A 24714-nucleotide genomic window follows, 5' to 3' on the forward strand; every position below is an offset into this window, starting at 1 on the left:
GACAACATGATGCCGGTTTGACAGGCAAACAATACTAAAGTCTTGTCGACGTCCGGAATGGCGCAGAATTACGCAGCTTTACTTTCTCGTTGGACGGGTTTCTGATATACCCACTAGAGGCCTCGGGCAGACTGCTGATCAACATGCCATCCACTGACACAAGAGAGACGACATGAGCAACCGACAAGGAGACTTCATCTGGTACGAGCTGATGACCAGAGATGCAGACGCCGCACAGGCATTCTATTCGGAAGTTCTCGGCTGGCAATTCTCTGACAGTGGCATGCCCGGTATGGACTACCGCATCGGCAGCATGGGCGATGTCCCGGTGGTCGGTCTGCTGAATCTGACCGATGAGATGCTCGAGAACGGGGCCTATCCCCAATGGACAGGCTATATCAGTGTCGATGACGTCGAAGACTCGGTCAGACGGACCAGCAAATCGGGCGGGGGCCTGCTGATGGATCCTCAAGACGTGGAAGGGGTAGGACGCTTTGCCTTTGTCACCGACCCGCACGGCGTGCCTTTCTATCTCATGTCAGCCACGGGAGAGGCCAGTCAGTCGTTTGCCAAGTATCAGCCTGCCGACGGTCATTGTGCCTGGAACGAGTTGCTGAGCCCGGAGCCCGATGCGGCTCTTCAGTTCTACTGCGACCTGTTCGGCTGGCAGAAGGCCGACGAGATGGACATGGGTGAGATGGGGATGTACCAGATGCTGCGTCAGGATGACTACCTGATTGGCGCCGTCATGAAAAAACCCATGGAGGCGCCGACCCCGCTATGGATCTACTACTTCCGTGTACCTGATATCGATGCGGCCACGAAGCATGTATCAGATCAGGGAGGCCGACTACTGCATGGGCCAACCGACATACCCGGCGGCGAGTTCATTGCCCAGGGCCTGGACCCTCAGGGCGCTCTGTTTGCCATCATCGGCAAGCGAATCACGCCAGCATGAAATCCGGCTTTTCCTGATCTGCAGGAAACCTGCTGACACGCTTTTCTTTCAAGCTTCTGTCCTGACCCGTCGATAGCAGTGGTACAGGGAGAAGCATCCATGAGCCAGCCTCAGCCCGCGTGCCTGTCAGACCCGACAGAGCAGGCCAGTGAACTCGACGTCTCATCCTTTACCGGACCGACGGGCCATGCCGTGCTCGACCACAAAGGCCGGCTGCTCAGCGCCAATTCGCAGCTGGCTGAACTACTGGGCCACGCCCCGCCCGCCACAGGTACGCTGGATCCGTTCAAGCTTGCCATTGACGATCGTTCAGCCACAGAACTGGCGCATGCGCTGGCAGAGGCTGACGTCACCCATCTCGATATCACCTTCACCGATGGCGCCAGGCGACACGTGCAGCTCGGGCGACTCCAGGCCTGTCGACGTTTGCTGCTGGTCACCCGTGCGGGTGAGACAATTGCGTCGAATGATCGAATCGAGCAGGATGCCCTGACCGGTCTGGCCAACCGTCATCGCTTGAATGAAGCACTGTCCGGACTGGAAGCTGAACGAGCCCTCAGGCAGTCCCGCTCCGGTACGAACGCTGTCGATGAAGGCAAGACCGCCATTCTGCTGATCGACATTGATCATTTCAAGCAGATCAATGACACCCTGGGTCATGCCATCGGGGATTCTCTGCTCAGACTGGTCAGCGGGCGCCTGCGCCGAGTCACACGGGAACGCGATGACCTGATACGCATTGGCGGAGACGAGTTCCTGCTGATATTGCCTGCAGACGAAAGTTCCGACGATGCCGAGAAGCTGGCTGATCGTATCGCGGAATTGCTGAGCAGACCGTTTCTGGTCGATGGCCAGCAAATCAACATCGGCGTCAGCATCGGAATCGCTGTTTTCGATGATGCAACGGCTGATGGCCCCACCCTCTTGCAACATGCCGATCTGGCGCTGCAGCAGGCAAAGCTGACAGGACGCAACCGGGCCTGTTCTTTCGAGCCGCAGATGGCACAACAGGCAATGCGACGCCGAGCGCTGGAGATCGACATGCGCCGAGCCATGGCATTGCAACAATTCAGGCTCGTCTATCAACCCCAGGTCGATCTTCACAGCGGCAGGCTTGTCGGATTCGAGGCGCTGTTGCGATGGGAGCATCCCGAGCGTGGCATGGTTTCTCCCGCCGAGTTCATCCCGATTGCCGAAGAGACGGGGGAAATCCGCAGAATCGGCGCCTGGGTCATACTGCAGGCCTGTCAACAGGCCAGCTTCTGGCCAGATGGGTTGAGCGTTGCGGTGAACGTATCACCGTTGCAGTTCGATGATGGCAAACTGCTACAACACGTCAGAACAGCGTTGAGCCGCAGTGGACTCGACCCGGAGCGACTGGAAGTGGAGGTGACGGAAGGGTTGCTGTTTCACAACCCGGAGGCCGCCCTTGAACAGCTGACCGAACTCAGGGAACTGCGCGTTGACATTGCCATGGACGACTTCGGTACCGGCTATGCTTCCTTGAGTCACCTCAGCCGATTTCCGTTCACCAAGGTCAAGATCGACCAGTCATTCGTTCGCGGAGCCGTTGACGATCGCACACAGGCACTGGTGGATTGCATCATCGGTCTGGGAAACAGTCTCGGCATGAAAACGCTGGCCGAGGGTGTGGAAACCCCGGAGCAATATCAACGACTGCAGGACAGCGGCTGCGATGCGGTGCAAGGGTACCTCGTGTCCCGCCCCATGGAGGCGGATTCGATCGCGGACTTCCTGATCCACGACACCGGACAGCTTCCGGCAGGCGATGCAGCCGCATGAACGAGCCGCTGCTTCGCGTGGTCTACGTCAGCCACAATGCCATCACGGGTGATGATGCCTTTCTGACACAACAGATCGAGCACATTCTTCAAGTCGCTCGCCAGAACAATCGACGAGTCGGAATCACCGGTGCGCTCATGTTCAATCGTGGCCTGTTCGCTCAGGTACTCGAAGGACCAGCAGCAGCCGTGGAAGAGACATTCGAAAGAATCCAGTGCGATCAGCGCCATGCCGAAGTCCTGTTGCTTGCCTGTGACCCGGTGCACAAGACAAGCTTCGAACAATGGTCGATGGCCTATGTCGGAGAACAGGCAGAAGTGCCTCCCGTGCTGCTGGAGATTGCCAGCACCACCGGATTCGATGCCGAGCGCATAGATGCCGATGCAGTACATGACGCCATTCGCACCATGCTGAGCGACGCATAGAACATTTTCCTGCTGCCTGAGCCCGTTATCGTCTGCCCGCTGCGCAACGCCCACCACCAGGTATTCGCCCCTTGCCAGGGTAATCAACGAGAATCGGTAACAGGGAGTGGTCAGCAGAAATACTCCTTATATTACAGGCGCGTCGCTCTCCTTATACTGCAGGCACGTCACTCTGCTTCGACTCGCGGCACACCGTACCAGTTCGGCTGGACTCCCCCTCACTCGTCCGGTCGAACCAGTCCCGCAACGGTTCAAGCATGACCTCACCCGCTCTGCAGCCACACTCATGATCAGCCATCAACGCATCAGAGCTGCTGCCGATCACATGACTCCGCAACGGTGATTCAGGCGCAATCTGCACGACTTCGACACCCGTTGGCGGACGATTGATGAACCGCATTGCCTCCTCATAGGCCTGTTCATGACGGGCGAGCATCTCGGACATGGTGCCGGGCATTGCCCGATGCAATCCCAGAATCTTCAATCTCTGCCGCCAACTCGAATTCATGTCTTCCGCCGGCACCGTACGGATGACCAGGATGCGCTTGGCACCGAGAGAATGCGCCTTCCTGACCGGCAAGGGGTCGGCAACACCACCATCGACCAGAATGTCGCCGCCAACTGGCACTCCTCCCTTGTAGAGGAAGGGTATGGCACTGGATGCTTTCATGTAGGTCAGCAGCGTATCGGAGTCCGGTTCGAGATAGCGGGCGGACAGGTCCGAGCGAGATGTGGCAACAATGACCAGACGGCGTCGCCCTGCCAGTCGATCGACTTCCCCACACGGAAAACGATAGTCCGGATCTTCCAGAACCCGAGAGAAGTACATGTCCAGATCCAGCACGCCTCGCTTGCCCAGCCAGCGGTATGGCACCATGAAACTGGGCGTTACCGACAGCTCCGCAATGGCACGCTTCGCATAGCCGGGGAGCCCGACCATATAGGAAGACAGATTCTGTGCACCCGCGGATGTTCCGACAGCCACTTCAAAGGGATTGAAGCCGGCACCGAGAAAGGCGTCAAGCACACCCGCAGTATAGATACCGCGCTGCCCACCGCCCTCGGCCACGATGGCAGTGCCACGGCAGATAGCCATACTGCCACTGGCGTCAGGGGCTCGCGGGCTGACCGAACTCATGAACGCACCCGATTCCTGCCGACAAGCCCCATCCGAACCGATCCGCTAGCTCCGCACCGCCTGGGCGACGGCTCGCACGGGCGGAAACTCGTATTGCTCCAGCGTACTTTCCAGTGATGCCACGCCAGCAGGCAGATCCAGCGATACACCCATGGTATTGAGACTGCTACCCAGAGCATGCAGCGCCCGGAACAGGTTGTGCGCCCGACACTGTTCGCCCATTTGTCCGATGCGCACGATATCGGCGCCGAAGGAGCCCGAGATCTCCACCCGGTGACGCTGTGACATGTACCGCAGCAAGGCGGTGGCATCGACACCTTGCGGTGTCTTGATACCCAGCACCGAGGTCAGACGAGCGGGCTTTTCCACATACAGCGACAATCCCATGCCTTCGATACCGTTCTGCAGTGCCTGAGAACAACGCTGATGGCGCTGAAATCGGGTTTTCAGGGTTTCACTGCAGATCAGGCGCAGTGCCTCGTGCAGTGCCAGAATGCCTGATACCGGCGCAGTATAGTGGTAGGACTTCTCGTACCAGAAGCGATAGGCCAGGCGTGCATCGAGACACCAGTGCTTCAGGGTATCGTTACGCCCTTCGATGAATTGCCAGGCTCGTTCGGAGAAGGCAACCAATGAGACCCCCGGAATACAGGAGAGTCCCTTCTGACCACCGGTAATGACGGCATCGATATTCCATTCGTCCATGTCCAGCGGCATCGTGCTCAGGGTGCAGACGGCATCGACGATGACCAGGCAATCATGCTCATGGGCCAGTCGGGCAATTTCGGGCAAATGGTGATTGCAGACGGTATTCGATGTCTCACCTTGCACGATCGTCAGTACATTGGGCTTGTACTTGCGCAGGTATTGCTCCACCTGCTCTGGTTGCGCGGCCTGCCTTTCATCGACCTGCAAACGCGTGACGCTGGCCTCGAGGCGCTCTGACATGTCCGCCAGACGCGAACTGAACAGGCCGTTGACAATGCTGAGCACACGGCTGTTCGGGCTGACCAGATTGGTTACTGCCATCTCCATGGCTGCCGAGCCCGGACCGGCTACACCCAGTATTCGACCGTGTTCCGTCTGGAAAACATAACGGGACATCGATTTCACCTGCTCCACGATCTGAGACATGGTGTCACCCAGATGATTGATGACGATGCCGTTGGCAGCCGCCACGCGCGCCGGAATCGGGACAGGACCGGCCCCCATCATCAGCAGTGGCTCCTCTGGCAGTATGCTGTCCAGCGGGACGAGGTCATCGGGCACTCTTATTCGCACGGTAGCGCATTCACCTTGATCAAGTGAGCTGATTGTACGCCCTATGCCGAAAATTGGAACTTTAACGAGTCTCCGTCCGGAGACGGATTTTCACGACAGTGATCAAGTTGTCATACCAGAACCTGTCGCCATCGAGCATCTGCCTCTCGCTCATGACTCGATACGACACATCAACGGCTTACAGCCGATGAATGACGCCGGGGTCGAGTCGCCGCGACAACAGCGGGAACCTGCCGACGTCTGTCATGGCCCTTGCCCGAAGCCGAACTCAATTGCTCATCAGCACCGGGATAGGCGTTTTCGCCAATACCGTTCGAGTCGTTCCGCCGAGAACGAATTCTCGCAACGGGCTGTGCCCGTAGCAGCCCATGACCATCAGGTCCGCGTCCATGTCCTTGGCAAAGCCCATCAGCTCTTCCGCAATTTCGCCGCTACGCGCATCGGAATGAACCAGTTCCAGTGACACGCCATGGCGTGCCAGCGTATTGGCCAGTTCCTCGGTGATACCCGACAGATGATGCCGGTCCTGATGTGGTTGATTGATCCGGTGCAGGCGTACTTCGGAAGCCCGACGCAGCAATGGCAGAGACCCGAACAGCGCCCGTGTGGATTCTCGCCGACCGTCCCAGGCTACCAGCACTCTCTCGGCCACCGTGTCGACATCACTGCCCACTGGCACGACCAGCAGAGAACGGCCGCAGGCCATCAGCACATGTTCCGGCAGATGCCTGAATCGTACATCACTGTTATCCCCTTCGGTCTGACTGATAACGATGAGATCGGCCGTGTTGCCCTGCTCGACAAGCGCATTCAGAACCGTGTCGGTCAGGGCGTCAACCGTTCGCCATTCGGCGACATAATTCTGCGTCTGTGTACCCGCCTCGAACAGCTCCCTCAGGCGGGACTCTTTCAGTCTCAGTCTGTCGAGGTACTCTCGGCTCAGATCGATGGGTGTCGGCAATTCCGACACATACAGATCGAGTGGCGGTTGAATATGCAGGCCAACCAGGTGCGCCGAATGACGCTCGGCAAGCAAGGAAGCCACCTGTAGAACCGCAGGAGAAACGTCCTCATTGGACATGTGTGCCAGTAGTGTCTTGTAAGCCATACCGATTACTCACAGATCTTCTGTAGCAACAGGATACCAGCATATCGATCACCGGGTAGATCGCGTCAGCCTGCAGACTCCTGTGGCAGCCATGACCTCTCGGGCGTACGCAGCTACCCGGCCGGCGCGGTTTCAATCGACACTGAACACCGACCAGCCCGCTGCCAGTGACAGCTCCTCCAGGGCAATGGTGCCCAAGCGGGAATTGCCGAAGCGATTCAAGCCGGGCGACCAGACCGCGATGGAGGCTTTGCCAGGAACAACGGCCATGATGCCGCCACCGACGCCGCTCTTGCCGGGAAAGCCGACGCGATAGGCAAATTCACCGGAGCCATCGTAATGACCGCAGGTCATCATCAGGGCATTGATGCTGCGAACATGATTACTGGAAACCAGTTCATCCCCGGCATTCAGGCCAGCCAGAAACCGCCCCGCCCTTGCCAGCTGTATGCAATTCATCTCGATGGCACACTGGTGAAAATAGGTACCCAGACTCAGTTCGCAGTCATGTTTCAGATTGCCGCTGGATTTCAGGAAGTGAGCCAGAGACCAGTTGCGATGGCCGGTGACCTTCTCCGATCTTGCCAGCGATTCATCGATGAAGATGTCGTTGTCTCCCGCGGCAGCCCTGACGAACCAGAGAATTTCTGCAAGTGCATCCCTCGGGGCGCGGCCTGCCATGATTTCATCCGTGACCACGATGGCACCGGCATTGACGAAGGGATTACGGGGCTTGCCTTGTTCCAGCTCCAGATCCACCACCGAATTGAAGGCATTGCTGGATGGTTCACGACCGACCCGACGCCACAGCCCCTCACCGAAGCGACCGAGTGCCACGGCGAGCGTGAATGCCTTGGAAACGCTCTGTATGGAGAAAGGCGTTGCCGCATCGCCAAAATTCAACTGGCTGCCATCGCACAGACAGATCGACAGGCCGAACTGTCGAGGGTCGACACAGGCAAGCTCGGGGATATAGTCTGCAACCTTGCCCCTGTCGGTGTCCCGGCACATTCTGTCAACAATACCGGCAAGCGCAGCGGACAGAGCTGCAGGGTCATCCGCGGAAGGTCTGCACGAGGATGTCATCGTCGTGGGTGTCGGTTGCGTCATTTCCCGTCTTTTACCTGTCCGTACGTCCCGGATGATCTGCCCAACTCACAACATCATGCCGCGCAAGGTGAAATACAACATGGCAGCCATGAAGCCGGATACAGGCACGGTAATGACCCAGGCAGCGGCAATCTTGAGCAAGGCCGAACGCTTGACCAGCTCATGCCGGTAATGTTTCTTCAGGGCCCGACGCTCCTTCTTGGTCAGCTCGACCGAGCCCTTGTTCTTCTTGAGCTCCTGAATCATGCGCCCTTTCTGCGCCAGATTCACTGACTCGAACCGTGCCAGAAACGCTTCGACTTCCACCCGGTCGGCGCCTTGATGATGGTGCTCGATCTCACTGACCATGACGGCATAGTTGGCCTTGATGTATTCACGCAGAAAACCGACGCCGAATACGGCACCGACGGCGATATGCGTTGAACTCACGGGCAAGCCGAAGTGGGTTGCCACGATGACAGTAATGGCCGCACTCAGTGCGATGCAGTAGGCCCGTGTCTGGTTGAGCTCGGTGATTTCAGAGCCCACGGTTCGGATCAGCTTCGGACCATACAGTGCCAGTCCCAGTGCGATGCCGATGGCACCGATCAGCATGACCCAGACGGGAATGGAAGCCTTGCTGGCAATGAGACCGGTGCTCACAGCGTCACTGATGGCTGCCAGCGGGCCAACCGCATTGGCGACATCGTTGGCACCATGCGCAAAGCTGAGCAAGGCTGCAGCAAAGATCAGGGGAACCACGAACAATCGGTCGAGTGCCTGCTTGGTGTTCTCCATGTTGTTGGTCGAGCGACGTACCGTGATGATACTGATGAGCCAGACAAGCAGGCCCACGACCAGACCCATGAGAATGGCCGTGGTGAAGTCGACTTTCACGATCTTCTTCAAGCCCTTGAGTATCAGGTAGGTTCCGAACGCCCAGCCCATGACGCCGATCAGTGCCGGCACCATGCGCTTTGCCGCAGCAATGCGATCATTCTGGTACATGATGCCGTGTTTGATCAGGTACAGAAAGGCAGCGGCAATGGCACCGCCCATGAGGGGCGAGATCAGCCAGCTCATGACGATCTGACCGACTTTCCCCCAGTCGGCTATTCCCAGACCGCCCGCTGCAATGCCGGCCCCCAGCACCCCACCCACGATGGAATGCGTTGTGGACACCGGGGCTCCCATCACGGTAGCCAGATTCAACCACAGGGCACCTGCCAGCAAGGCTGCGGTCATGACCCAGATGAAAGTGTCCGTGTCGACAATCAGATCGGGATTGATGATGCCGCTCTTGATGGTACTCACCACATCACCGCCGGCTATCAACGCACCGGCTGCTTCGAAGATCGCGGCAATCAGAATGGCTCCGGTCAGGGTCAATGCGCGTGAGCCCACTGCTGGTCCGACATTGTTGGCCACATCGTTGGCGCCGATGTTGAGAGCCATATAGCCGCCGATGATAGCGGCAATAACCAGCATGTTACTGACACCGTCTGTCAGCGTGCCGACAAACAAGACAATGGAAATGATGAAAAGCAATGCCGTGCCCAGGCGAAACAGTTCCTTGCGACCTGCCCAGGTGGCTTGCTCTATCTCGGCAATTCTTTCGATTTCCATACGTGCTTTCCGTCGTTTTCGTGCTGACCCCAAGCCATGCAGCACGGCAAGTCGGCACAGCTCGCTTGCCACCTGATCGCAGGACCTGCTACTCGCAACAAACTATCACTTATATGCGCCTCTCATCCGCTGTTTTCTCGATCGCGGCATTATGCAGACACTTTCGCTTCCCGACCCATTAGACTTCGGTGGTTTCCGACCACTTCCACGTCATGCAGATCAACACACTCATACTTGGTGCCGGCGCTGCAGGCATGATGGCAGCGGCTCACGCGGGTCATGGTGTCCTGATCGTCGATCATGCCAAGGCAGCTGGCGAGAAGATTCGCATTTCCGGCGGTGGACGCTGCAATTTCACCAACATGGGAACCAGCGCAGAGAACTTCATCAGCCGGAACCCGCATTTTGCCAAGTCCGCGCTGAGCCGCTATACCCAGTGGGATTTCCTCGCCCTGGTCTCCGAGTATGGCATCGCCTGGCATGAGAAGACGCTCGGACAATTGTTCTGTGATGACACCGCCAAGGACATCATCGCCATGCTACGCGCCGAGATGGACAAGGCCGGCGCCAGGCTCTGGCTGCATACCGACGTGGGCAATATCCAGCACGATGGCAGCCGATTTCAGGTAACGCTTGTCCGGGATGGCGAGCAGACGGTGGTCACGACGAAGAATCTGGTGGTGGCAACCGGTGGCAAGTCCATTCCGAAGATGGGATCGACCGGCCTCGCCTACCAGATCGCATCGCAATTCGGAGTTGGCATTGTCGAACCGCGCCCCGGCCTCGTGCCACTGCGCTTCAGCAATGACAGGTTCAAGCCACTCGCTGGGGTATCGACACCGATCCGGGCCAGCGTGGCGGCGATCGATTTTGATGAAGCCATGCTCTTCACCCACAGAGGTCTGTCCGGACCGGCCATTCTGCAGATTTCCAGCTACTGGCAGGAAGGGGAAGCGATCACGGTAAACCTGACGCCGGACATCGAGTTGCTCGATACATTGAAAGAGGCCCGCCGGTCCACGGGCCGCAAGGCGCTCACCAGTATCCTGTCCATGCATCTGCCTGCCCGGCTGATCGAATTTCTCAGGGAGGAGCTCGATCTGCATGGCAACATGTCCGATCAGAGTGACGCCGGATTGCAGCGCCTTTGTGAGACACTCACTGCCTGGCCGTTGCGTCCCTCCGGCTCCGAAGGTTATCGGACAGCGGAAGTCACTCTCGGTGGTATCGACACCGACGACTTGTCATCCAGGACCATGGAAACCCGTTCGGTACCGGGCCTGTACTTCATCGGGGAAGCCGTTGATGTAACGGGTTGGCTGGGCGGCTACAACTTCCAATGGGCCTGGTCATCAGGTTGGGTGGCAGGCCAGGCCATTGCTGCAGAATCACGGCAAGGCGCAGGACAATAGGCAAACGCTCGGCAGACTTCAGGGCAGCCGTTGACAGGGACATCCAGGGGGATTCTCTGCGCAAACCGGCATTGAGCGGGCTCGCCTGTCGGAGGGAAGATGAGGTAGAAAAAAAGATGGCCGTCCCTGGCCTCTGTGGGCTCCTTGCCTCAATACCACTTGGAGGAGGAATAACGAAAGTCACCACACTTTCGAGTCTGTAGATTACCCAAAAAACAGCCGCTTACATGTGAAGCAGAAAACTTACTGTCAAGCTGACATATCAGCAATATCTGGCATACTGCCGGTGGGCGCACCACCAAAGTGCACTCCGAATACGTTGTAAGACCTACGGAGTCGCATGTCTGCCGCTGATCAGGTGTCTACGCCCCGTCACAAGCAGGCCCATCGTGCGGATCATCAGCGAGAACAGGGCCTCCGCGCGGTGCGATCAGCCAGTCTGGCCGTTGACTGGCAAATCGTGCACTTCCAGCACGACTTTGGCGCACTAGGCACCATCCCGACTCGACAGGAACACTGCCAGGGGCACGATGTTCCGTCACCGGCCGTCGGCAGGTGCCGCCACGATAACAGTCACCGCCAGAGCCAAGGGCAGTGCTATTGCCATCATCGACCCTGGTGGCTCACCATGGCACGGGCTCGCCTGAATAATCCAGAAAGCAGCCACTGTTCTTCAGGGTCAGCCCGTCGATCACTTCCAGCAAGCCGCTCGCACTCTCTGATGCCTCCAGCGCGGCGTTGCTGCCCCCCATGTCCGTCTTCACCCAGCCGGGATGCAGCATGCACACGGCTATGCCGCGCGATTGCCATTCGAGAGCGAGAGTGCGCATGACCATGTTTGCCGCTGCCTTGGAACTGCGGTAGGCGACCCGATCACTGCCAGCCCGCTCCAGCGACCCCATCTGGCTGCTGATCGTGGCGATTCGCGCACAGGAGGATGCTTCCAGGCGGTCGGCAAAGGCCACGGATACCCGCCAGGGTGCAATGGCGTTGACAGCGAATGAGCTCATCCACTGCTCTTGGTCCATGTCATCGATTGACTGCCGCGTCGCCATGTATCCGGCGTTATTGACCAGTACGTCCAGCTTGACCAGACCCAGCTTGTCCACCAGCGCGTGGATGGACGCCTCATCGGTGACATCCAGAGTGTGCACATCCAGAGCGCCTTTCAATGCCGTCAATTCGGCAGCATTCGACGGATCTCGACAGGTAGCGATGACACGCAGTCCGAGATCAAGCGCCTGCCTTGTCATTTCGAGACCGATGCCGCGATTGGCACCGGTGATCAGATAGGTCTGCATGCAGGTCTCCGAGGGTGGTCGCAGAAGTGTGACAGCGAATACCGGTCAGCATCGCCCATTGTAAAACCCGGGTCAATGCAGGCTGGGTTCCAGCGATGTCATCCCCTTTGCAGACTTGCCGGTAACTAGAAGAACAGGCTGACAATCACCGGTGCCAGTACGGTCGTCAACAAGGCATTGAGCCCCATGCCGATGCCGGCAAAGGCACCTGCCGTCTCATTGACCTGAAAAGCGCGTGCCGTGCCTATGCCGTGTGAAGCTACGCCCACGGCCAGACCTCTTGCACGCCAGTCAGTGACTCCCAGTCGATTCAGCAGAGGAGTCGCCATGACAGCTCCCATGATCCCCGTCAGAATGACCAGAACCGCAGTCAGAGTGGGCTCCCCGCCCAGAGATTCCGAGATACCCAGAGCCACCGGCGCCGTGACGGACTTCGGCGCGATGGATACCAGCATGTCGCCCCGAATACCGAGGGCGTAGGCCACCCCCAGCGCACTGAGAATGGCAGTGACAGAGCCTGCCAGCAAGGCACACAGCAACGGAACGGCAGAGCGCCTGATTCTGGAGAGATTGCCGTAGAGCGGCGCAGCCAGAGCCACGGTGGCAGGACCCAGCATGAAATGCACGAACTGCGCCCCTTCGAAATACGTCTGATAGGGCGTCCTCGTCGACCAGAGCACGACGGCCAGCAGTGTCACGGCAATCAGTACCGGGTTGACATAGGGCCGCTTGCCCGAAGCCTTGAAGATGGCGTCCCCGAGACAGTAGGCGATCAGCGTGGCCGTCAGCCACAACAGCGGTTCTTCGGCAAGATAGGTCCAGATCTGCGACAACTCGTTCATTCCTCGGCCCCCATCCACCTGGCGATACCTGCAAACACCAGCGCGCCGACTGCTATCGACAGGGCTGTACTGAACAACAGCGCCAGGAAAATGGCCGGACCATCGCTGCCCATGCGGTCTAGATGACCCACGATGCCCACACCTGCCGGTACGAACAGCAGAGACAGGTGAGACAGCAGGTTCTGCGCAGTGGGCTGAATGACTGCCGCTACCCGGGGCGCGGCCATGAAGAACAGCAGCAGCAAGGCCATGCCCAATACCGGCCCGGGAACAACCCAGCCGAAGCTGCGGGTCAGAGTTTCACCGATCAACTGAAATACAAGAATGGTAGTGAGATGCAGAATCACGCTGAAGTGACCTTTGGCGGTTGCAGGATGCACGACTATGCCACTGGATGACCATGATCGACAGACCTCTGCCTGCACAGCTGTTAACGTCCATGAGACACAAATCCACGACCGGAAATCGCCTTCGGCCGGGAGGCGCTGCGCTCGCGCCATACCGGCGCCTGCAGCCGCGTACTCGGAAGATTCGGAACCGATGTCGACTTGTCATGCTGTCATCAACCGCGATAGTGTATTTCGACGACTTCCTGTTCCGAAGCTGCATCACTGCCATGAGCACCACAGCTGCCAGGGGCTCCTGCTCCGAGTCCGATGCCGCTCAGGAGCTTTACAGCCACGATGCGTCGAGAGGTGAGCAACAATGAGTTCCGCCGTTGGCAGCAATGGTCTTGCAGTCACAGCCCTGACGGTTGTACTGTCGTGTCTGTGCCTGTCGAGCTGCGGCTCTGCTGAAACTCGTACGACCGAGCATGCTCGATCAGATACGCCTCTGAACGACTACCATCAGGTGCAGGCAATCGGATCGGATTCACTCTACAACCCGGCCAGTGCGTTCCTGCACTACACGCTCGATACGCTGCAACTGCCCGAGAACTTCGACACCGATGATTTCTCCAGCGACCTGGAGCTAGTCTGGGAGCACCTGTCACACCCGCGCACCGCCATCGACAATGAGGGCGGCTTCCGTCGCTTCGTCAATCGCGAGATCTTTCCGATCGACGCCGACCATCACCGTGACAGTTACGCGGCCTTGCCCAACTATGGGTTGCATCTGTTGGGCGGTGGCATTGCCTACCGCCGGGATGTCGAGTGGTTCACTGTCAGAGGCTATCGGTATCCGAGGCTTGCCGCTGCCAGCCTTGCCATGGTGAGCGAGGTATTGCAGGAAGCACTTGAAGTCCAGAACACCACCGACGCCGACCCGGTGGCCGACGTCTATCTGTTCCGGCCACTGGGTATTCTGCTGTTCAGTCAAACGCGCGTTGCAACCGCCATCCAGACACACCTGAATCCGGCAATCTGGCCAACCCTCAGCGCCTGGAACCTGTCAACGAATCAGTTCGTCAATACCGGTATCTCCTATGTCTATCGGCCGCCACGCCTGGGCTTCGACAAGGCAGGACTCTTCGTCTACACCGGCCTGAACAATCTGGTGGGCCTGTCGCACCGACTGCCCTCTGGCAGAACCCTTTCCTGGGGAGTGGGTGTGGCTGTACAGGAAATCGTTCGACAGAGAAACATTCAGGCCGACACGCGAGCAAGTCTCGGCCTGTTCCTGGATCAGAACAAGAGTCTGCTGGCCTCGCTGGTGGTGAATGATGTGGGCAGCACCCGTGTGCGCCTGAATCTGTATCCGGGATTTCTGTTCATTCCCAGGGGCATGGGATTGTTTCTGTCAGTGCATGATGACCGGGACCTGTCCGCCGGATTCGTGTACCGATTACCGATCGGCGTGGCGCTCGGACACCCATAGACAAGGCGTCGCATTATCGAGATTGCAATTGCGGAGCACTCACCGATGAATGATCAAATGCCGGCCAGACCATCACCGCCGATCGCCATCGCATTCGCTGGCGTCTTTCTCGCAGCCACGCTCACCGCCTGCACTGCGGCGGCATTCGGCAAGCCTTCACTGGCCATCGAGGTCCAGTCAGCGGTGTCCTCTGGCAGTGTCAGTGTGCGACTGGTCGACAAGACCGCTGTACTGACAGGGCGCGTTACCAGCGTATACGACTCGAATGCCGCCGTTCGGGCAGCGGCCCGATACGAGGGAGTCGAGCATGTGATAAACCGGATCATCGTGGTCTGGTGAACCGGCGCCGGCGACAATGGTTCGCTGCTGCGTTTCTGCCGCAAGGCTCTTGTCGGCAAGTGGCTTGCCGAGCATCGAAATTGCTATGATCTTCCCGGATACACTCAGGGAGCAGCACCATGCGATGTCATGAGGTCGACTATGAAATCTTCGGCGACGACATGCAGATCGTCGAAGTCGAACTTGACCCATCCGAGGTCGTGATTGCCGAAGCCGGAGCCATGAACTACATGGAAGACGGCATCGAATTCGAAGCGCGCATGGGCGACGGATCAAAGCCTGTAGGCGGCCTCTTCGATTCACTGTTGCACGTTGGCAAACGGGTGTTGACGGGAGAATCGATCTTCATGACCCATTTCACCAATGCCGGATCCGGCAAGCGGCGTGTGGCATTCGCCGCTCCATACCCGGGCAAGATCATCCCCCTGGACATGGCCACACTCGGCCAGGAACTCATCTGCCAGAAGGATGCCTTCCTCTGCGCCGCCTACGGCACGTCGGTTGACATCGCCTTTCAGAAACGGCTGGGCACAGGGTTCTTCGGCGGCGAAGGATTCATCCTGCAACGCCTGCGAGGAGACGGCAAGGCGTTCGTGCATATCGGAGGCACTGTCATCAGGAAGGAACTTCGCGGTGAGACCTTGCGGGTGGACACCGGTTGCCTGGCAGCCTTCACGTCGGGCATTCAGTACGATATCGAACGGGCAGGCAATCTCAAGTCCATGGTGTTCGGTGGTGAAGGACTGTTTCTCGCCACACTCAGAGGCACTGGTACCGTCTACCTGCAGAGCCTGCCATTCTCGCGTCTGGCCAATCGTGTCATGCAAGCGGCATCCATCGGCGGTTCCAAGGGTGAAGGCTCGGTACTGGGCGGACTGGGAGACATGTTCGGCGACAGATAGTGAGGACACGCTTGCATCAGGTCGTTCCGCCTTCGATCAGCGTCTGCTCCAGCCGGTGCAGACCGGCATTCCTCGATGTATCCCCCATGATGCGCTGACGCAGGAGCTCACCGGCAAGATGCCCGATCTCGTAGCGCGGTGTGGCAATGGTAGTCAACTGCGGACGGATGGACTGACTGATATCCAGCCCGTTGAAGCCGGCAATGGCGATGTCGCCCGGTACGCCGATACCGTGAGACTGGCAATGAAACAGTGCCCCCATGGCAAGATCATCATTGGCAAAGAAGACAGCGTCTATCTCGGGGTTTTCGGCAAGCAGCTGTTGCAAGCCCCTGGCACCCGCCTGCAACGATGACGCTTCATCCAGTATGACCGAAGCCACCAGTGGTGCGTCGAGTCGCTGCAGCTCGGCCTCGAAGGCAAGCCGACGTTTCAGGGAGCGTTTCGGCCGCTCACCCCAGGCTCCCACATAGCCTATCCGCCGGTAGTGCTTCGCCACCAGGTGCTGTGCTATCAGCTCGCCGGCCTGCACCATGGACGTCCCGACGGCCATGTCGATCGCATCACCATCGACATCCATGACCTCGACAATGGGTCCGGAGAAATGTTCGAGCAGCTCTCTGGAACGTGCCGAGTGCTCCAGCCCACTGAGTACCACCCCCGCAGGGTTCCAGCCCAGCATGTCCTGCAGAATCACCTCTTCGCTGCGACTCTCGTACTTGGTCATGCCCAGAACCAGGCGCAGCGGTGAATCCTTGAGTGCATCGTCGATCCCGTCAACGATATTGGGAAAGACATGGTTGCTCATCGAAGGAACGATGACAGTGACGAGCTCTGTCGATTCCCCCCGCAAGGAACGGGCAATCGGGTTGCTCTGGTAGCCGATGCTCCGGGCAGCCTGCTCGACTTTCTCGCGCAGTTGCTTCGATATATTGGGAGCACCGCGCATGACTCGCGATGCGGAAATCACACTCACGCCACTCAAGGCAGCAACGTCCTTGAGTGTGGGTCTGCGGTCCTTGCTTTCCATGAATGCCTCTCTCGATTCTCCTCACTGAAACCACACGATAACAGAATCATTGACAACGTTACCAATTTCCATGGTAACGTTGTCATCACCACTATCAAACGGAGGAAGACATGAAACCGATCATCAAGAGTGCAGTTGTGGCTCTGGGGCTGACCATCGGCTCGGCGAGTGCACAGGATTTCCCGCAACGCCCCGTCAATCTGGTCGCACCCTTCAACGCCGGTGGTGGCACCGATCTGCTGCTGCGCGCATTCGCTCCACATTTTGCCGAAGCGCTCGGTGGTGATGCCTACGTCTCCAACATGGCAGGAGGCTCCGGAACCGTGGGCGCTGCAGCCCTGTCAGGACAGAAAGCTGACGGCCACCAACTGGGCTACTGGTCAGTGACAGTCTCGACAATCCAGCCACAGATCAAGGACGTACCCTACGGCCTGGACAGCTGGACGCCCATCTGTTCGGTGGCCGCTTCACCTACCGTACTGTTCACCCAGGCCGACAGTCCCTACAAGAGCATCGAAGACGTGGTCGCAGCAGCAAAGGCGCAGCCGGGCAAGTTGCTCTATGGTTCATCCGGACCCGGTGCCATCACCCACCTGACGGCGGTGGCAGCATTTGCCGGCCTCGGCATCATCGATGACATGCGTCATCTGCCGTTCCAGGGTTCCGGTCCCGCGCTGCAAGCCATGGCTTCCGGCACCATCCAGTTCTTCGGCGATACGGAACTGCTGATGACTCGCGGCGATTTCCACCCACTGCTGGTCTTCAGTGACGAACGCCTCGAGAGCCTGCCGGATGTGCCCACCGCCACCGAGGCCGGCATTGCCGCACCGCTGAACGAACTGTATCTGTGGGGCGGACTGTTTGCGCCTGCCGGAGTGGATGCCGAAGTGACACAAGCACTCAGCAATGCCTGTGAAACTGCCATCAACTCCGACGGTTTCAAGGCATTCGCCGCAGACACCAGCACCGTTCTGAATTTCCGCAACGCAGCCGACTTCGACAGCTTCTATCGTTCGCAGTACGAGTCGAACGCAAAGCTCATTGACGCCGCGGGTCTCTGAGAAAACGCCCAGCCATGCACATCCGGCACGCCAAGCCGGATGTGCATTCAGCAAAAGGAGTCCTCATGTCAACTCTGCTCAACGAACGGCGATGCGTGTCCGTCGTCATTCTTCTCCTGGTCGCCGGCCTGGTTACATCCACCTTCGGACTGACCTTCGCCGACCTGGGTGGCGCCTTCAGTCCGATGTTCTTTCCCCGCATCATTCTGACGATACTGCTCGCCCTTGCCGCGTTCAATGTCGTTCTCGATCTGCTGAAGCCTTCTCCATCCGATCCGATCGAGCTCTGGCCGGTGCTGACCATCAGCCTTGCCTTCATTGTCTATGTGCTGCTTCTCGTGCCGCTGGGCTACTTCGTCAGCTCGGTGGCACTGGGTATGGTGGTGTTGCTGGCGCTGGGTCTGCGTCATCCCCTGCAGGTCGTCCTTCCACCGGTGCTAGCAGCGGGTGCACTGCTTGTCTTGTTCAACCACGTACTGAAAATGCCACTTCCAACCTCGCCCTTTACCTGGTGGATCTGAGGGAACAGACATGATTCAATCCATTCCAGAGGCTCTGGGCCTGATTCTGACGCTCGAAGGTCTGCTGGTTCTGAGCATCGGCACCATGCTGGGTATCATTCTGGGCGCATTGCCCGGCATCGGCTCGACGGTTGCCGTTGCCATGATCCTGCCCTTTACCCTGACGATGTCCCAGGCTCCCGCCATTCTGCTGCTACTGGCGATCTATGCCGGCTCGGTCTATGGGGGCTCCATTTCAGCCATCCTCATCAACACACCCGGCACGCCACAGTCCGCGGCTACCTGCCTGGACGGCTACCCGATGGCGCAACGGGGTGAAGCCGGCAAGGCACTGGGCTGGGCGACCGTGGCATCCGTGATTGGAGGACTGGTATCCGCTGTTGTATTGATCTTCGCAGCACCGCAGCTGGCCGCCTTTGCGCTCAATTTCGGACCGATCGAGACCTTCGCACTGATCCTGCTGGGTCTGACCTGCATCGTCTCCGTGTCGGAAGGCTCGCTGACCAAGGGTCTGATCGCCGGCTTCATGGGCCTGTTTCTGTCCACGGTGGGTGGCGATCCGATAACCGGTGAAGCACGCTTCACCTTTGGCCAGTTCCAGTTGATCGCCGGTTTCAACCTGCTGGCGGTGGTCATTGGTGTATTCGCCCTGTCGGAGGTACTGACCCGCGCAGCCGCCTTGCGCGAAAGCGAACAGACGCTGGTGACGTTCGATGGCATGGTACTGCCCCGGCTCTCCGAGTGGAAGGGCCGCTTGAAAGGCCTGTGCAAGTCCGTCCTGATCGGCAATGGTATCGGCGTGCTACCGGGTACCGGAGCGGCCACCGCCGCCTTCATCTCCTACGCCGAAGCCCGCCGATCCGCTCCAACCCGCGAGAACTTCGGCAAAGGTGAGCCGGATGGGCTGATTGCCTCGGAGTCTGCCAACAATGCCGTTACCGGTGGCGCTCTGGTGCCCACCATGGCGCTGGGCATTCCCGGTGATGCGATCACGGCGGTAATGCTGGCCACGCTGACCCTTCACGGTGTGACGCCCGGCGTGCGTCTGATGACGGACAACCCGGTATTGATGGCCGCCATTTTCTCGGGATTCTTCGTGATCAACCTCATGCTGCTGCCGCTGGGCATGCTGGTTTCACGCCTGGCCGCACCGATACTGCGTATCAGGGAAGCCTACATGCTGGTCATGATCTGCCTGCTGTGTACGGTTGGTGTGTATTTCGTGAGGGGCAATCCGTTTGATCTCCTGGTGATGGCTGCAGCAGGTATCATTGGCTTCATTCTGCGCCGCCAGGGCTATCCCATGGCACCACTCGTCATCGGCATGGTACTGGGACCGACTCTGGAGATCAGTCTGCGACAGGGCCTGATCATCACCGACGGCAACTTTGCGGCATTCTTCGTGGGACACCCCATTGCCGTGGTTCTGGTCATCGCGGCCATCGGCATGCTCAGCCTGCCGCTACTACGTATCGTCAAGCACCGAAAAAGAGATCTGACATGATTGCAGGATTTTCCATCACCGTACTGCTGGGCCTGACCATCGGCTTGCTGATCACCGGCGCCATTGCCGGTGTGCTGGCGGGCCTGCTGGGCGTGGGCGGCGGAATCGTCATTGTCCCCGTGCTGGTCGTGGTTGCCGAGATCTTCAACATTCCCGATGACATCGCCATGCTGCTGGTGGTCGGCACCTCACTGGCGACGATCATCCCGACGTCCATCTCCTCCGCCCGCGCGCACAACAAACGCGGCGCCATAGACCGGGACATACTGCGCGGTTGGACCCTGGCCATCTTTCTGGGTGCCCTGGCAGGCGGCATCGCCTCGAAGTTCATCGGCGCGAATGGCCTGACACTGGTCTTCGGTGTGGTCGCACTTGCGGTCTCCATCAACCTGGCACTCCCCAGGACCCTCACGCTGGCCGCGGCGCCGCCTGCATCCCGACTGTCACAGGGTGCCATTGCCTTGCCGATCGGTTTCACCTCCGCCCTGATGGGGATCGGCGGCGGCACCTTGTCGGTGCCGGTGATGTCCATGCTCTCGGTTCCGGTTCATCGAGCCGTGGCCACAGCATCGGTCTTCGGCCTGGCCATTGCCTTGCCGGCAGTCTGCGGCTTCGTCTGGGCAGGCTGGGATGCACCCGGACGCCCACCCGGCTCACTGGGTTTCGTGAATCTGCCAGCTGCCATCGTGCTGTTTTCCATGAGCGTACTGACCGCCCCCCATGGCGCGAAGATCGCCCACCTTCTGGAACCACGCAAACTCAAACTGGCCTTTGCCATCTTTCTGGCCATCAGCGCCCTGCGCATGTTGTACAAGGCCATGACATGACCGCGCCCTATCGTCTCGAGACTGCCGGACTGACGGTCAATCTGCGACAGGAGGGTGCCGGACCACCCTTGCTGTTTCTCGGTGGATCGAACTTCGACCTGTCGATCAATGCCCCGGTATTCGACAGTCAGCTGCCACGGCACTTTAGCGTGGCCGCCGCCGATCCACGCGGACTGGGAGGCACCGATGCACCGAATGGCAACTGGTCGATGAAGGACTACGCGCAAGACGCCCTGAACATGCTGGACGCTCTAGGCTGGAATCAGGTGGATGTACTGGGTGAGAGTTTCGGCGCCATGGTTGCCATGCACCTGGCGGCTCTGGCACCGGAACGTGTACAGCGTCTCGCTCTGGCGGCAGGATCTCCCGGCGGTGAAGGTGGTTCTTCCTATCCGGTGCAGAATCTGCTGGACATCGATGACCTGCATCTGCGAGCACGCTCGACCCTGGAAATCCTCGATACGCGCTTCCAGGCGCTGCAAACAGCCTCTCCGGATGAAGCCGAGCGCCTCATCCGTAAGCGCATGGCGGTAGAGAAACGCTTTCGCGAAAGCCATCGGAACGCACAGGGGTATCCTCGCTTGCTGGCTGCTCGTGCCGATCATGACGCCTGGGATCTGCTGCCGCTGATTTCCGCGCCCACACTTGTCTTTTGTGGCCAGCACGATGGACAGGCTCCGCCCCGACGCGGTGAGAATATCGCCAGTGCCATGCCCGACGCCACGCTTCACATGATCGACGGGGGCCATGCGCATTGCTTTGCAACCAGTGAACCTGTGGATATCATCCTCGATCACTGGGTCGGCTGAGCAGGAGCGCAACCACCGCAGACCTGTCGGCGCCTGCGGCAGGCCCGCATGATCCGGAGCAATGACAATCAGACTGTTCGTTCTCACTATCAGTCGGGGTCTGTTGTAGGATACCCCTTCAAGCCTTTCGCAAGGAACGCCGCCGATGTTGGAACAGCAGAGCCTCATGTCATGACTTCGCGAGTACTTCTTCTGCACAGCGGCGGCACCATCGGCATGCGCCCCACCGCTGATGGATATCGCCCGCTGGAAGGATTCGGCGCGATGTTGCAGCAGACGCTGAACAATGGCAGCGCCAAGGTCCCGATATTCGAGGTGGTGGAGCTGGCAGAGTTGATCGACAGCTCCAACCTGCAACCTTTTCACTGGACGGCCATCGCCAATGAGTTGCTGGCCCGTTGGGATGATTTCGATGGCTTCGTCGTGTTGCATGGCACCGATACCATGGCCTACACCGCTTCAGCTTTGTCGTTCATGTTGCGAGGCACTGACAAGCCGGTCATTCTGACCGGATCGCAGATTCCTCTGGTGGAACAGCGCAGCGACACCATCGAGAATCTGCAAGCTGCCATGCTGCTGGCTGCCAATCCCGCCATTTGCGAAGTCTGCGTCTGTTTCGGCCGACGCCTGCTGCGCGGCAACCGCTGCAGCAAACTCCGGACACGCTCTTTCGACGCCTTCGATTCTCCCAACTACCCCTGGTTGGCCGATATCGGTATCGACATCACCTTGCACGAGGAGCGCCTGTTGACATCGTCGGCCTCTGCATTTCATGTACCGCAGTTCGACCCTCAAGCTGTCGTCGTCATACAGTTCTATCCGGGTATACAGGCCCGAATGGTCGAGGCAATGCTGGCCAGTGAATCGGTACGGGGTGTCGTCCTGCGCAGCTATGGCGTCGGCAACGCACCCGATGCAGACGAACAGCTGATGGCCGTCCTTGCCAGTGCCGTTGAACGTGGTATCGTGATGGTCAGCACATCCCAGTGCATCACCGGTGGCGTGACACAGGGTGCCTACGCCTCTGGTGCCATGCTCAACAGGATCGGCGTCGTGCCTGCCAGTGACATGACTCTGGAAGCGGCCTTTACCAAACTGCATGTCCTGCTCGCCTCAGGCACGGACACGGACACGCTACGACAGCAATTTGCCAGCCCCCTGTCTGGTGAATGCCAATGAATCGTTGACCGACGGACCCATGGTGCGTATATCGATACCTTCGACAAACGAACAAGCCCCGACCTTCCCTCCCCAAACCAGTAACGGAGTCCGTCTTACATGGAGCTACTCGAATCCTTTTTCGGCGTCATCAATGATCTGACATGGGGGTGGGCGCTCGTCCCCTTTCTTGTCGTCATGGGTCTGTTCTTCACGATATCGACAGGCTTTGTGCAACTTCGCTATTTCAAGCGGATGTTTCGCGTCTTTTCCAGCAAGAATCAATCGGCTGATCCGAATGCCATCTCCGCCCGTGAGGCCCTGCTCGTGTCAGTCGGCGGGCGCGTTGGTGGTGGCAATATTGCCGGTGTTGCCGTAGCCATCACGCTCGGCGGTCCTGGCGCGGTTTTCTGGATGTGGGCTGTTGCCGCTGTCGGCATGGCGACCAGCCTGATCGAATGCTCCCTGTCACAACTCTACAAGCAGAGTGAGCCGGACGGCACCTTTCGCGGAGGACCCGCGCGCACCATCATTCGCGGGCTCGGTGAGAATTTTCGCTGGTTGGCAACGATCTACGCAATCTGCCTGATTGCCTCCTTTGCCATCGGCTTCAACGCCTTTCAGGGCAACACGGTGGCCGGCGCCGCTCTTGACAGCCTTGGCATAGAACGTCTCTGGACAGGGGTTGCCCTGGCAATCGGCACCTGCCTGATCGTGTACGGCGGCATCCAGCGCATTGCCAAGGTAGCCGATGTGGTCGTGCCGGTCATGGCATTCGGTTATATCGTTCTGGCTTTGCTGGTCATCCTCGTCAATATCGGAGAAGTGCCTCGGGTACTGGGTTCGATCTTCGCGAACGCCTTCGGCTTCGAACAGGCCGTGGGTGGTGGTATGGGGGCAGCGCTGGCGCAGGGTTTGCGTCGTGGTCTGTTCTCGAATGAAGCCGGCCTGGGCTCGGCTCCGAACGTGGCCGCAACAGCCGATGTCAGGCATCCGGTCAGCCAGGGAATCACCCAGTCTCTATCCGTTTTCATCGACACCTATGTCATCTGCAGCTGTACCGCTTTCATCATCCTGCTGGGCGATGTCTATGTGCCAGGGGCAACCGATGTGGACGGCATTGCCCTGACACAGCAATCGCTGGTCTCACATCTGGGAGAGTGGGCGCAATACGCACTGACAACCGCCATTCTGTTGTTCGCCTTCAGCTCGATCATCTACAACTACTACCTGGGTGAGAACGCGCTGACATTCATGACGAAGAGCAAAGCCTCCGTGCATGGCCTGCGTCTGCTGGTTGTCGGCATTGTATTCCTGGGAGCAGTAGCCCCGGGCGCGACGGCTGTCTTCTTTTTCTCTGACCCGATGATGGGCATACTCGCTGTCGTCAACCTGCTGGCTCTGATGATGATGTTCCCTACGGCCATGCGCCTGATCAACGACTTCGGCGCTCAGCTCAAGGCGGGTGTCGCCCGTCCGGTGCTGAACCCCGATGATTATCCCGACCTGGACATAGAACGTGACGTCTGGACCGGGAAAGTCGACTCTTCCAACGGCTGATCACTCTCAAGGCGGCGACCCGTACTCCGGTCGCCGCCACTGCGCAAGATCGCGCGAGTTCCATCCGACCAGTGGACGAGCCTGTCGAGACGACTCCGGCCGCTCGCGACCACCCGCTCTTGCCTGCTCTTGCCTGCTCTTGCCTGCTCTTGCCTGCTCTTGCCTGCTCTTGCCTGCTCTTGCCTGCTCTTGCCTGCTCTTG

Annotated in this window: 24 protein-coding genes; 14 read left to right on the top strand and 10 right to left on the bottom strand. The window is 59.0% G+C overall.

Annotated features, from left to right (window positions below):
- Positions 1-172: 172 nt before the first annotated feature.
- The 3 genes from ACUNV4_RS22620 (at position 173) to ACUNV4_RS22630 (ending at position 3186) form a co-directional block, all read left to right on the top strand.
- Entirely contained in the window at positions 173-958 is a 786-nt protein-coding gene (locus ACUNV4_RS22620) for a VOC family protein (RefSeq protein ID WP_430880903.1), read from the top strand.
- A 99-nt stretch (positions 959-1057) separates the two neighbouring features.
- Positions 1058-2761 (top strand): putative bifunctional diguanylate cyclase/phosphodiesterase, encoded by a 1704-nt coding sequence (locus ACUNV4_RS22625; RefSeq protein WP_430880904.1) that lies wholly within the window; start codon positions 1058-1060, stop codon positions 2759-2761.
- Complete coding sequence (locus ACUNV4_RS22630; RefSeq protein WP_430880905.1) at positions 2758-3186, top strand: BLUF domain-containing protein; 429 nt, start codon at positions 2758-2760, stop codon at positions 3184-3186. The genes ACUNV4_RS22625 and ACUNV4_RS22630 overlap by 4 nt, the downstream gene beginning before the upstream one ends.
- A gap of 151 nt (positions 3187-3337) precedes the next feature.
- Here the strand turns inward: ACUNV4_RS22630 and ACUNV4_RS22635 are convergent, their stop codons facing one another.
- From ACUNV4_RS22635 to ACUNV4_RS22655, 5 genes are all read right to left on the bottom strand, one after another.
- On the bottom strand, positions 3338-4324 hold the full coding sequence (locus ACUNV4_RS22635) for a patatin-like phospholipase family protein (protein WP_430880906.1): 987 nt from the start codon (positions 4322-4324) through the stop codon (positions 3338-3340).
- A gap of 45 nt (positions 4325-4369) precedes the next feature.
- A complete protein-coding gene (locus ACUNV4_RS22640; RefSeq protein ID WP_430880907.1) occupies positions 4370-5605 on the bottom strand; it encodes a pyridoxal-phosphate-dependent aminotransferase family protein in 1236 nt (411 codons plus the stop codon).
- A 268-nt stretch (positions 5606-5873) separates the two neighbouring features.
- Positions 5874-6713, bottom strand: coding sequence for a universal stress protein (locus ACUNV4_RS22645; protein WP_430880908.1), 840 nt, complete (start codon positions 6711-6713; stop codon positions 5874-5876).
- A 132-nt stretch (positions 6714-6845) separates the two neighbouring features.
- A complete protein-coding gene (locus ACUNV4_RS22650) occupies positions 6846-7799 on the bottom strand; it encodes a glutaminase (RefSeq protein ID WP_430880909.1) in 954 nt (317 codons plus the stop codon).
- A 69-nt stretch (positions 7800-7868) separates the two neighbouring features.
- Positions 7869-9428, bottom strand: coding sequence for an inorganic phosphate transporter (locus ACUNV4_RS22655; RefSeq protein ID WP_430880910.1), 1560 nt, complete (start codon positions 9426-9428; stop codon positions 7869-7871).
- 212 nt (positions 9429-9640) lie between these two features.
- On the opposite strand from ACUNV4_RS22655, the gene ACUNV4_RS22660 reads away from it, so the two are divergent.
- Positions 9641-10840: a BaiN/RdsA family NAD(P)/FAD-dependent oxidoreductase gene (locus ACUNV4_RS22660; RefSeq protein WP_430880911.1), complete on the top strand. Its 1200-nt coding sequence runs from the start codon at positions 9641-9643 to the stop codon at positions 10838-10840.
- Between the two features lie 623 nt (positions 10841-11463).
- On the opposite strand, the gene ACUNV4_RS22665 is transcribed toward ACUNV4_RS22660, so the two are convergent.
- The 3 genes from ACUNV4_RS22665 to ACUNV4_RS22675 form a co-directional block, all read right to left on the bottom strand.
- Positions 11464-12141, bottom strand: a complete 678-nt coding sequence (locus tag ACUNV4_RS22665; protein ID WP_430880912.1) for an SDR family oxidoreductase — start codon at positions 12139-12141, stop codon at positions 11464-11466.
- A gap of 125 nt (positions 12142-12266) precedes the next feature.
- On the bottom strand, positions 12267-12983 hold the full coding sequence (locus ACUNV4_RS22670) for an LrgB family protein (RefSeq protein ID WP_430880913.1): 717 nt from the start codon (positions 12981-12983) through the stop codon (positions 12267-12269).
- Positions 12980-13330, bottom strand: a complete 351-nt coding sequence (locus tag ACUNV4_RS22675; RefSeq protein ID WP_430880914.1) for a CidA/LrgA family protein — start codon at positions 13328-13330, stop codon at positions 12980-12982. Before ACUNV4_RS22675 ends, ACUNV4_RS22670 begins: the two co-directional genes overlap by 4 nt.
- Before the next feature lie 358 nt (positions 13331-13688).
- Between ACUNV4_RS22675 and ACUNV4_RS22680 the strand changes: the two genes are divergently transcribed.
- From ACUNV4_RS22680 to ACUNV4_RS22690, 3 genes are all read left to right on the top strand, one after another.
- Positions 13689-14801 carry a hypothetical protein gene (locus ACUNV4_RS22680; RefSeq protein ID WP_430880915.1) on the top strand — a complete coding sequence of 371 codons (1113 nt, stop codon included), beginning with the start codon at positions 13689-13691 and terminating at the stop codon, positions 14799-14801.
- Between the two features lie 45 nt (positions 14802-14846).
- Positions 14847-15140 carry a BON domain-containing protein gene (locus ACUNV4_RS22685; RefSeq protein WP_430880916.1) on the top strand — a complete coding sequence of 98 codons (294 nt, stop codon included), beginning with the start codon at positions 14847-14849 and terminating at the stop codon, positions 15138-15140.
- 119 nt (positions 15141-15259) lie between these two features.
- Positions 15260-16042, top strand: coding sequence for a TIGR00266 family protein (locus ACUNV4_RS22690; RefSeq protein WP_430880917.1), 783 nt, complete (start codon positions 15260-15262; stop codon positions 16040-16042).
- A 16-nt stretch (positions 16043-16058) separates the two neighbouring features.
- On the opposite strand, the gene ACUNV4_RS22695 is transcribed toward ACUNV4_RS22690, so the two are convergent.
- Positions 16059-17072 (bottom strand): LacI family DNA-binding transcriptional regulator, encoded by a 1014-nt coding sequence (locus ACUNV4_RS22695; RefSeq protein WP_430880918.1) that lies wholly within the window; start codon positions 17070-17072, stop codon positions 16059-16061.
- A 110-nt stretch (positions 17073-17182) separates the two neighbouring features.
- Between ACUNV4_RS22695 and ACUNV4_RS22700 the strand changes: the two genes are divergently transcribed.
- The 7 genes from ACUNV4_RS22700 to ACUNV4_RS22730 all read left to right on the top strand — a co-directional run bounded on the left by ACUNV4_RS22700 (position 17183) and on the right by ACUNV4_RS22730 (position 24512).
- Complete coding sequence (locus ACUNV4_RS22700) at positions 17183-18133, top strand: Bug family tripartite tricarboxylate transporter substrate binding protein (protein WP_430880919.1); 951 nt, start codon at positions 17183-17185, stop codon at positions 18131-18133.
- Between the two features lie 65 nt (positions 18134-18198).
- Positions 18199-18654, top strand: coding sequence for a tripartite tricarboxylate transporter TctB family protein (locus tag ACUNV4_RS22705; RefSeq protein ID WP_430880920.1), 456 nt, complete (start codon positions 18199-18201; stop codon positions 18652-18654).
- Positions 18655-18664: 10 nt separating this feature from the next.
- A complete protein-coding gene (locus ACUNV4_RS22710; RefSeq protein WP_430880921.1) occupies positions 18665-20158 on the top strand; it encodes a tripartite tricarboxylate transporter permease in 1494 nt (497 codons plus the stop codon).
- Positions 20155-20985 (top strand): sulfite exporter TauE/SafE family protein, encoded by an 831-nt coding sequence (locus ACUNV4_RS22715; protein ID WP_430880922.1) that lies wholly within the window; start codon positions 20155-20157, stop codon positions 20983-20985. Before ACUNV4_RS22710 ends, ACUNV4_RS22715 begins: the two co-directional genes overlap by 4 nt.
- On the top strand, positions 20982-21794 hold the full coding sequence (locus ACUNV4_RS22720) for an alpha/beta fold hydrolase (protein ID WP_430880923.1): 813 nt from the start codon (positions 20982-20984) through the stop codon (positions 21792-21794). The genes ACUNV4_RS22715 and ACUNV4_RS22720 overlap by 4 nt, the downstream gene beginning before the upstream one ends.
- Positions 21795-21965: 171 nt before the next feature.
- Positions 21966-22973 (top strand): asparaginase, encoded by a 1008-nt coding sequence (locus ACUNV4_RS22725; protein WP_430880924.1) that lies wholly within the window; start codon positions 21966-21968, stop codon positions 22971-22973.
- Positions 22974-23072: 99 nt separating this feature from the next.
- On the top strand, positions 23073-24512 hold the full coding sequence (locus tag ACUNV4_RS22730; RefSeq protein WP_430880925.1) for an alanine/glycine:cation symporter family protein: 1440 nt from the start codon (positions 23073-23075) through the stop codon (positions 24510-24512).
- A 6-nt stretch (positions 24513-24518) separates the two neighbouring features.
- Here ACUNV4_RS22730 and ACUNV4_RS22735 read toward each other — a convergent pair.
- A partial coding sequence (locus ACUNV4_RS22735; protein ID WP_430880926.1) for a hypothetical protein occupies positions 24519-24714 on the bottom strand: 196 nt, incomplete at its 5' end.

This window comes from Granulosicoccus sp. 3-233, from assembly GCF_052681095.1.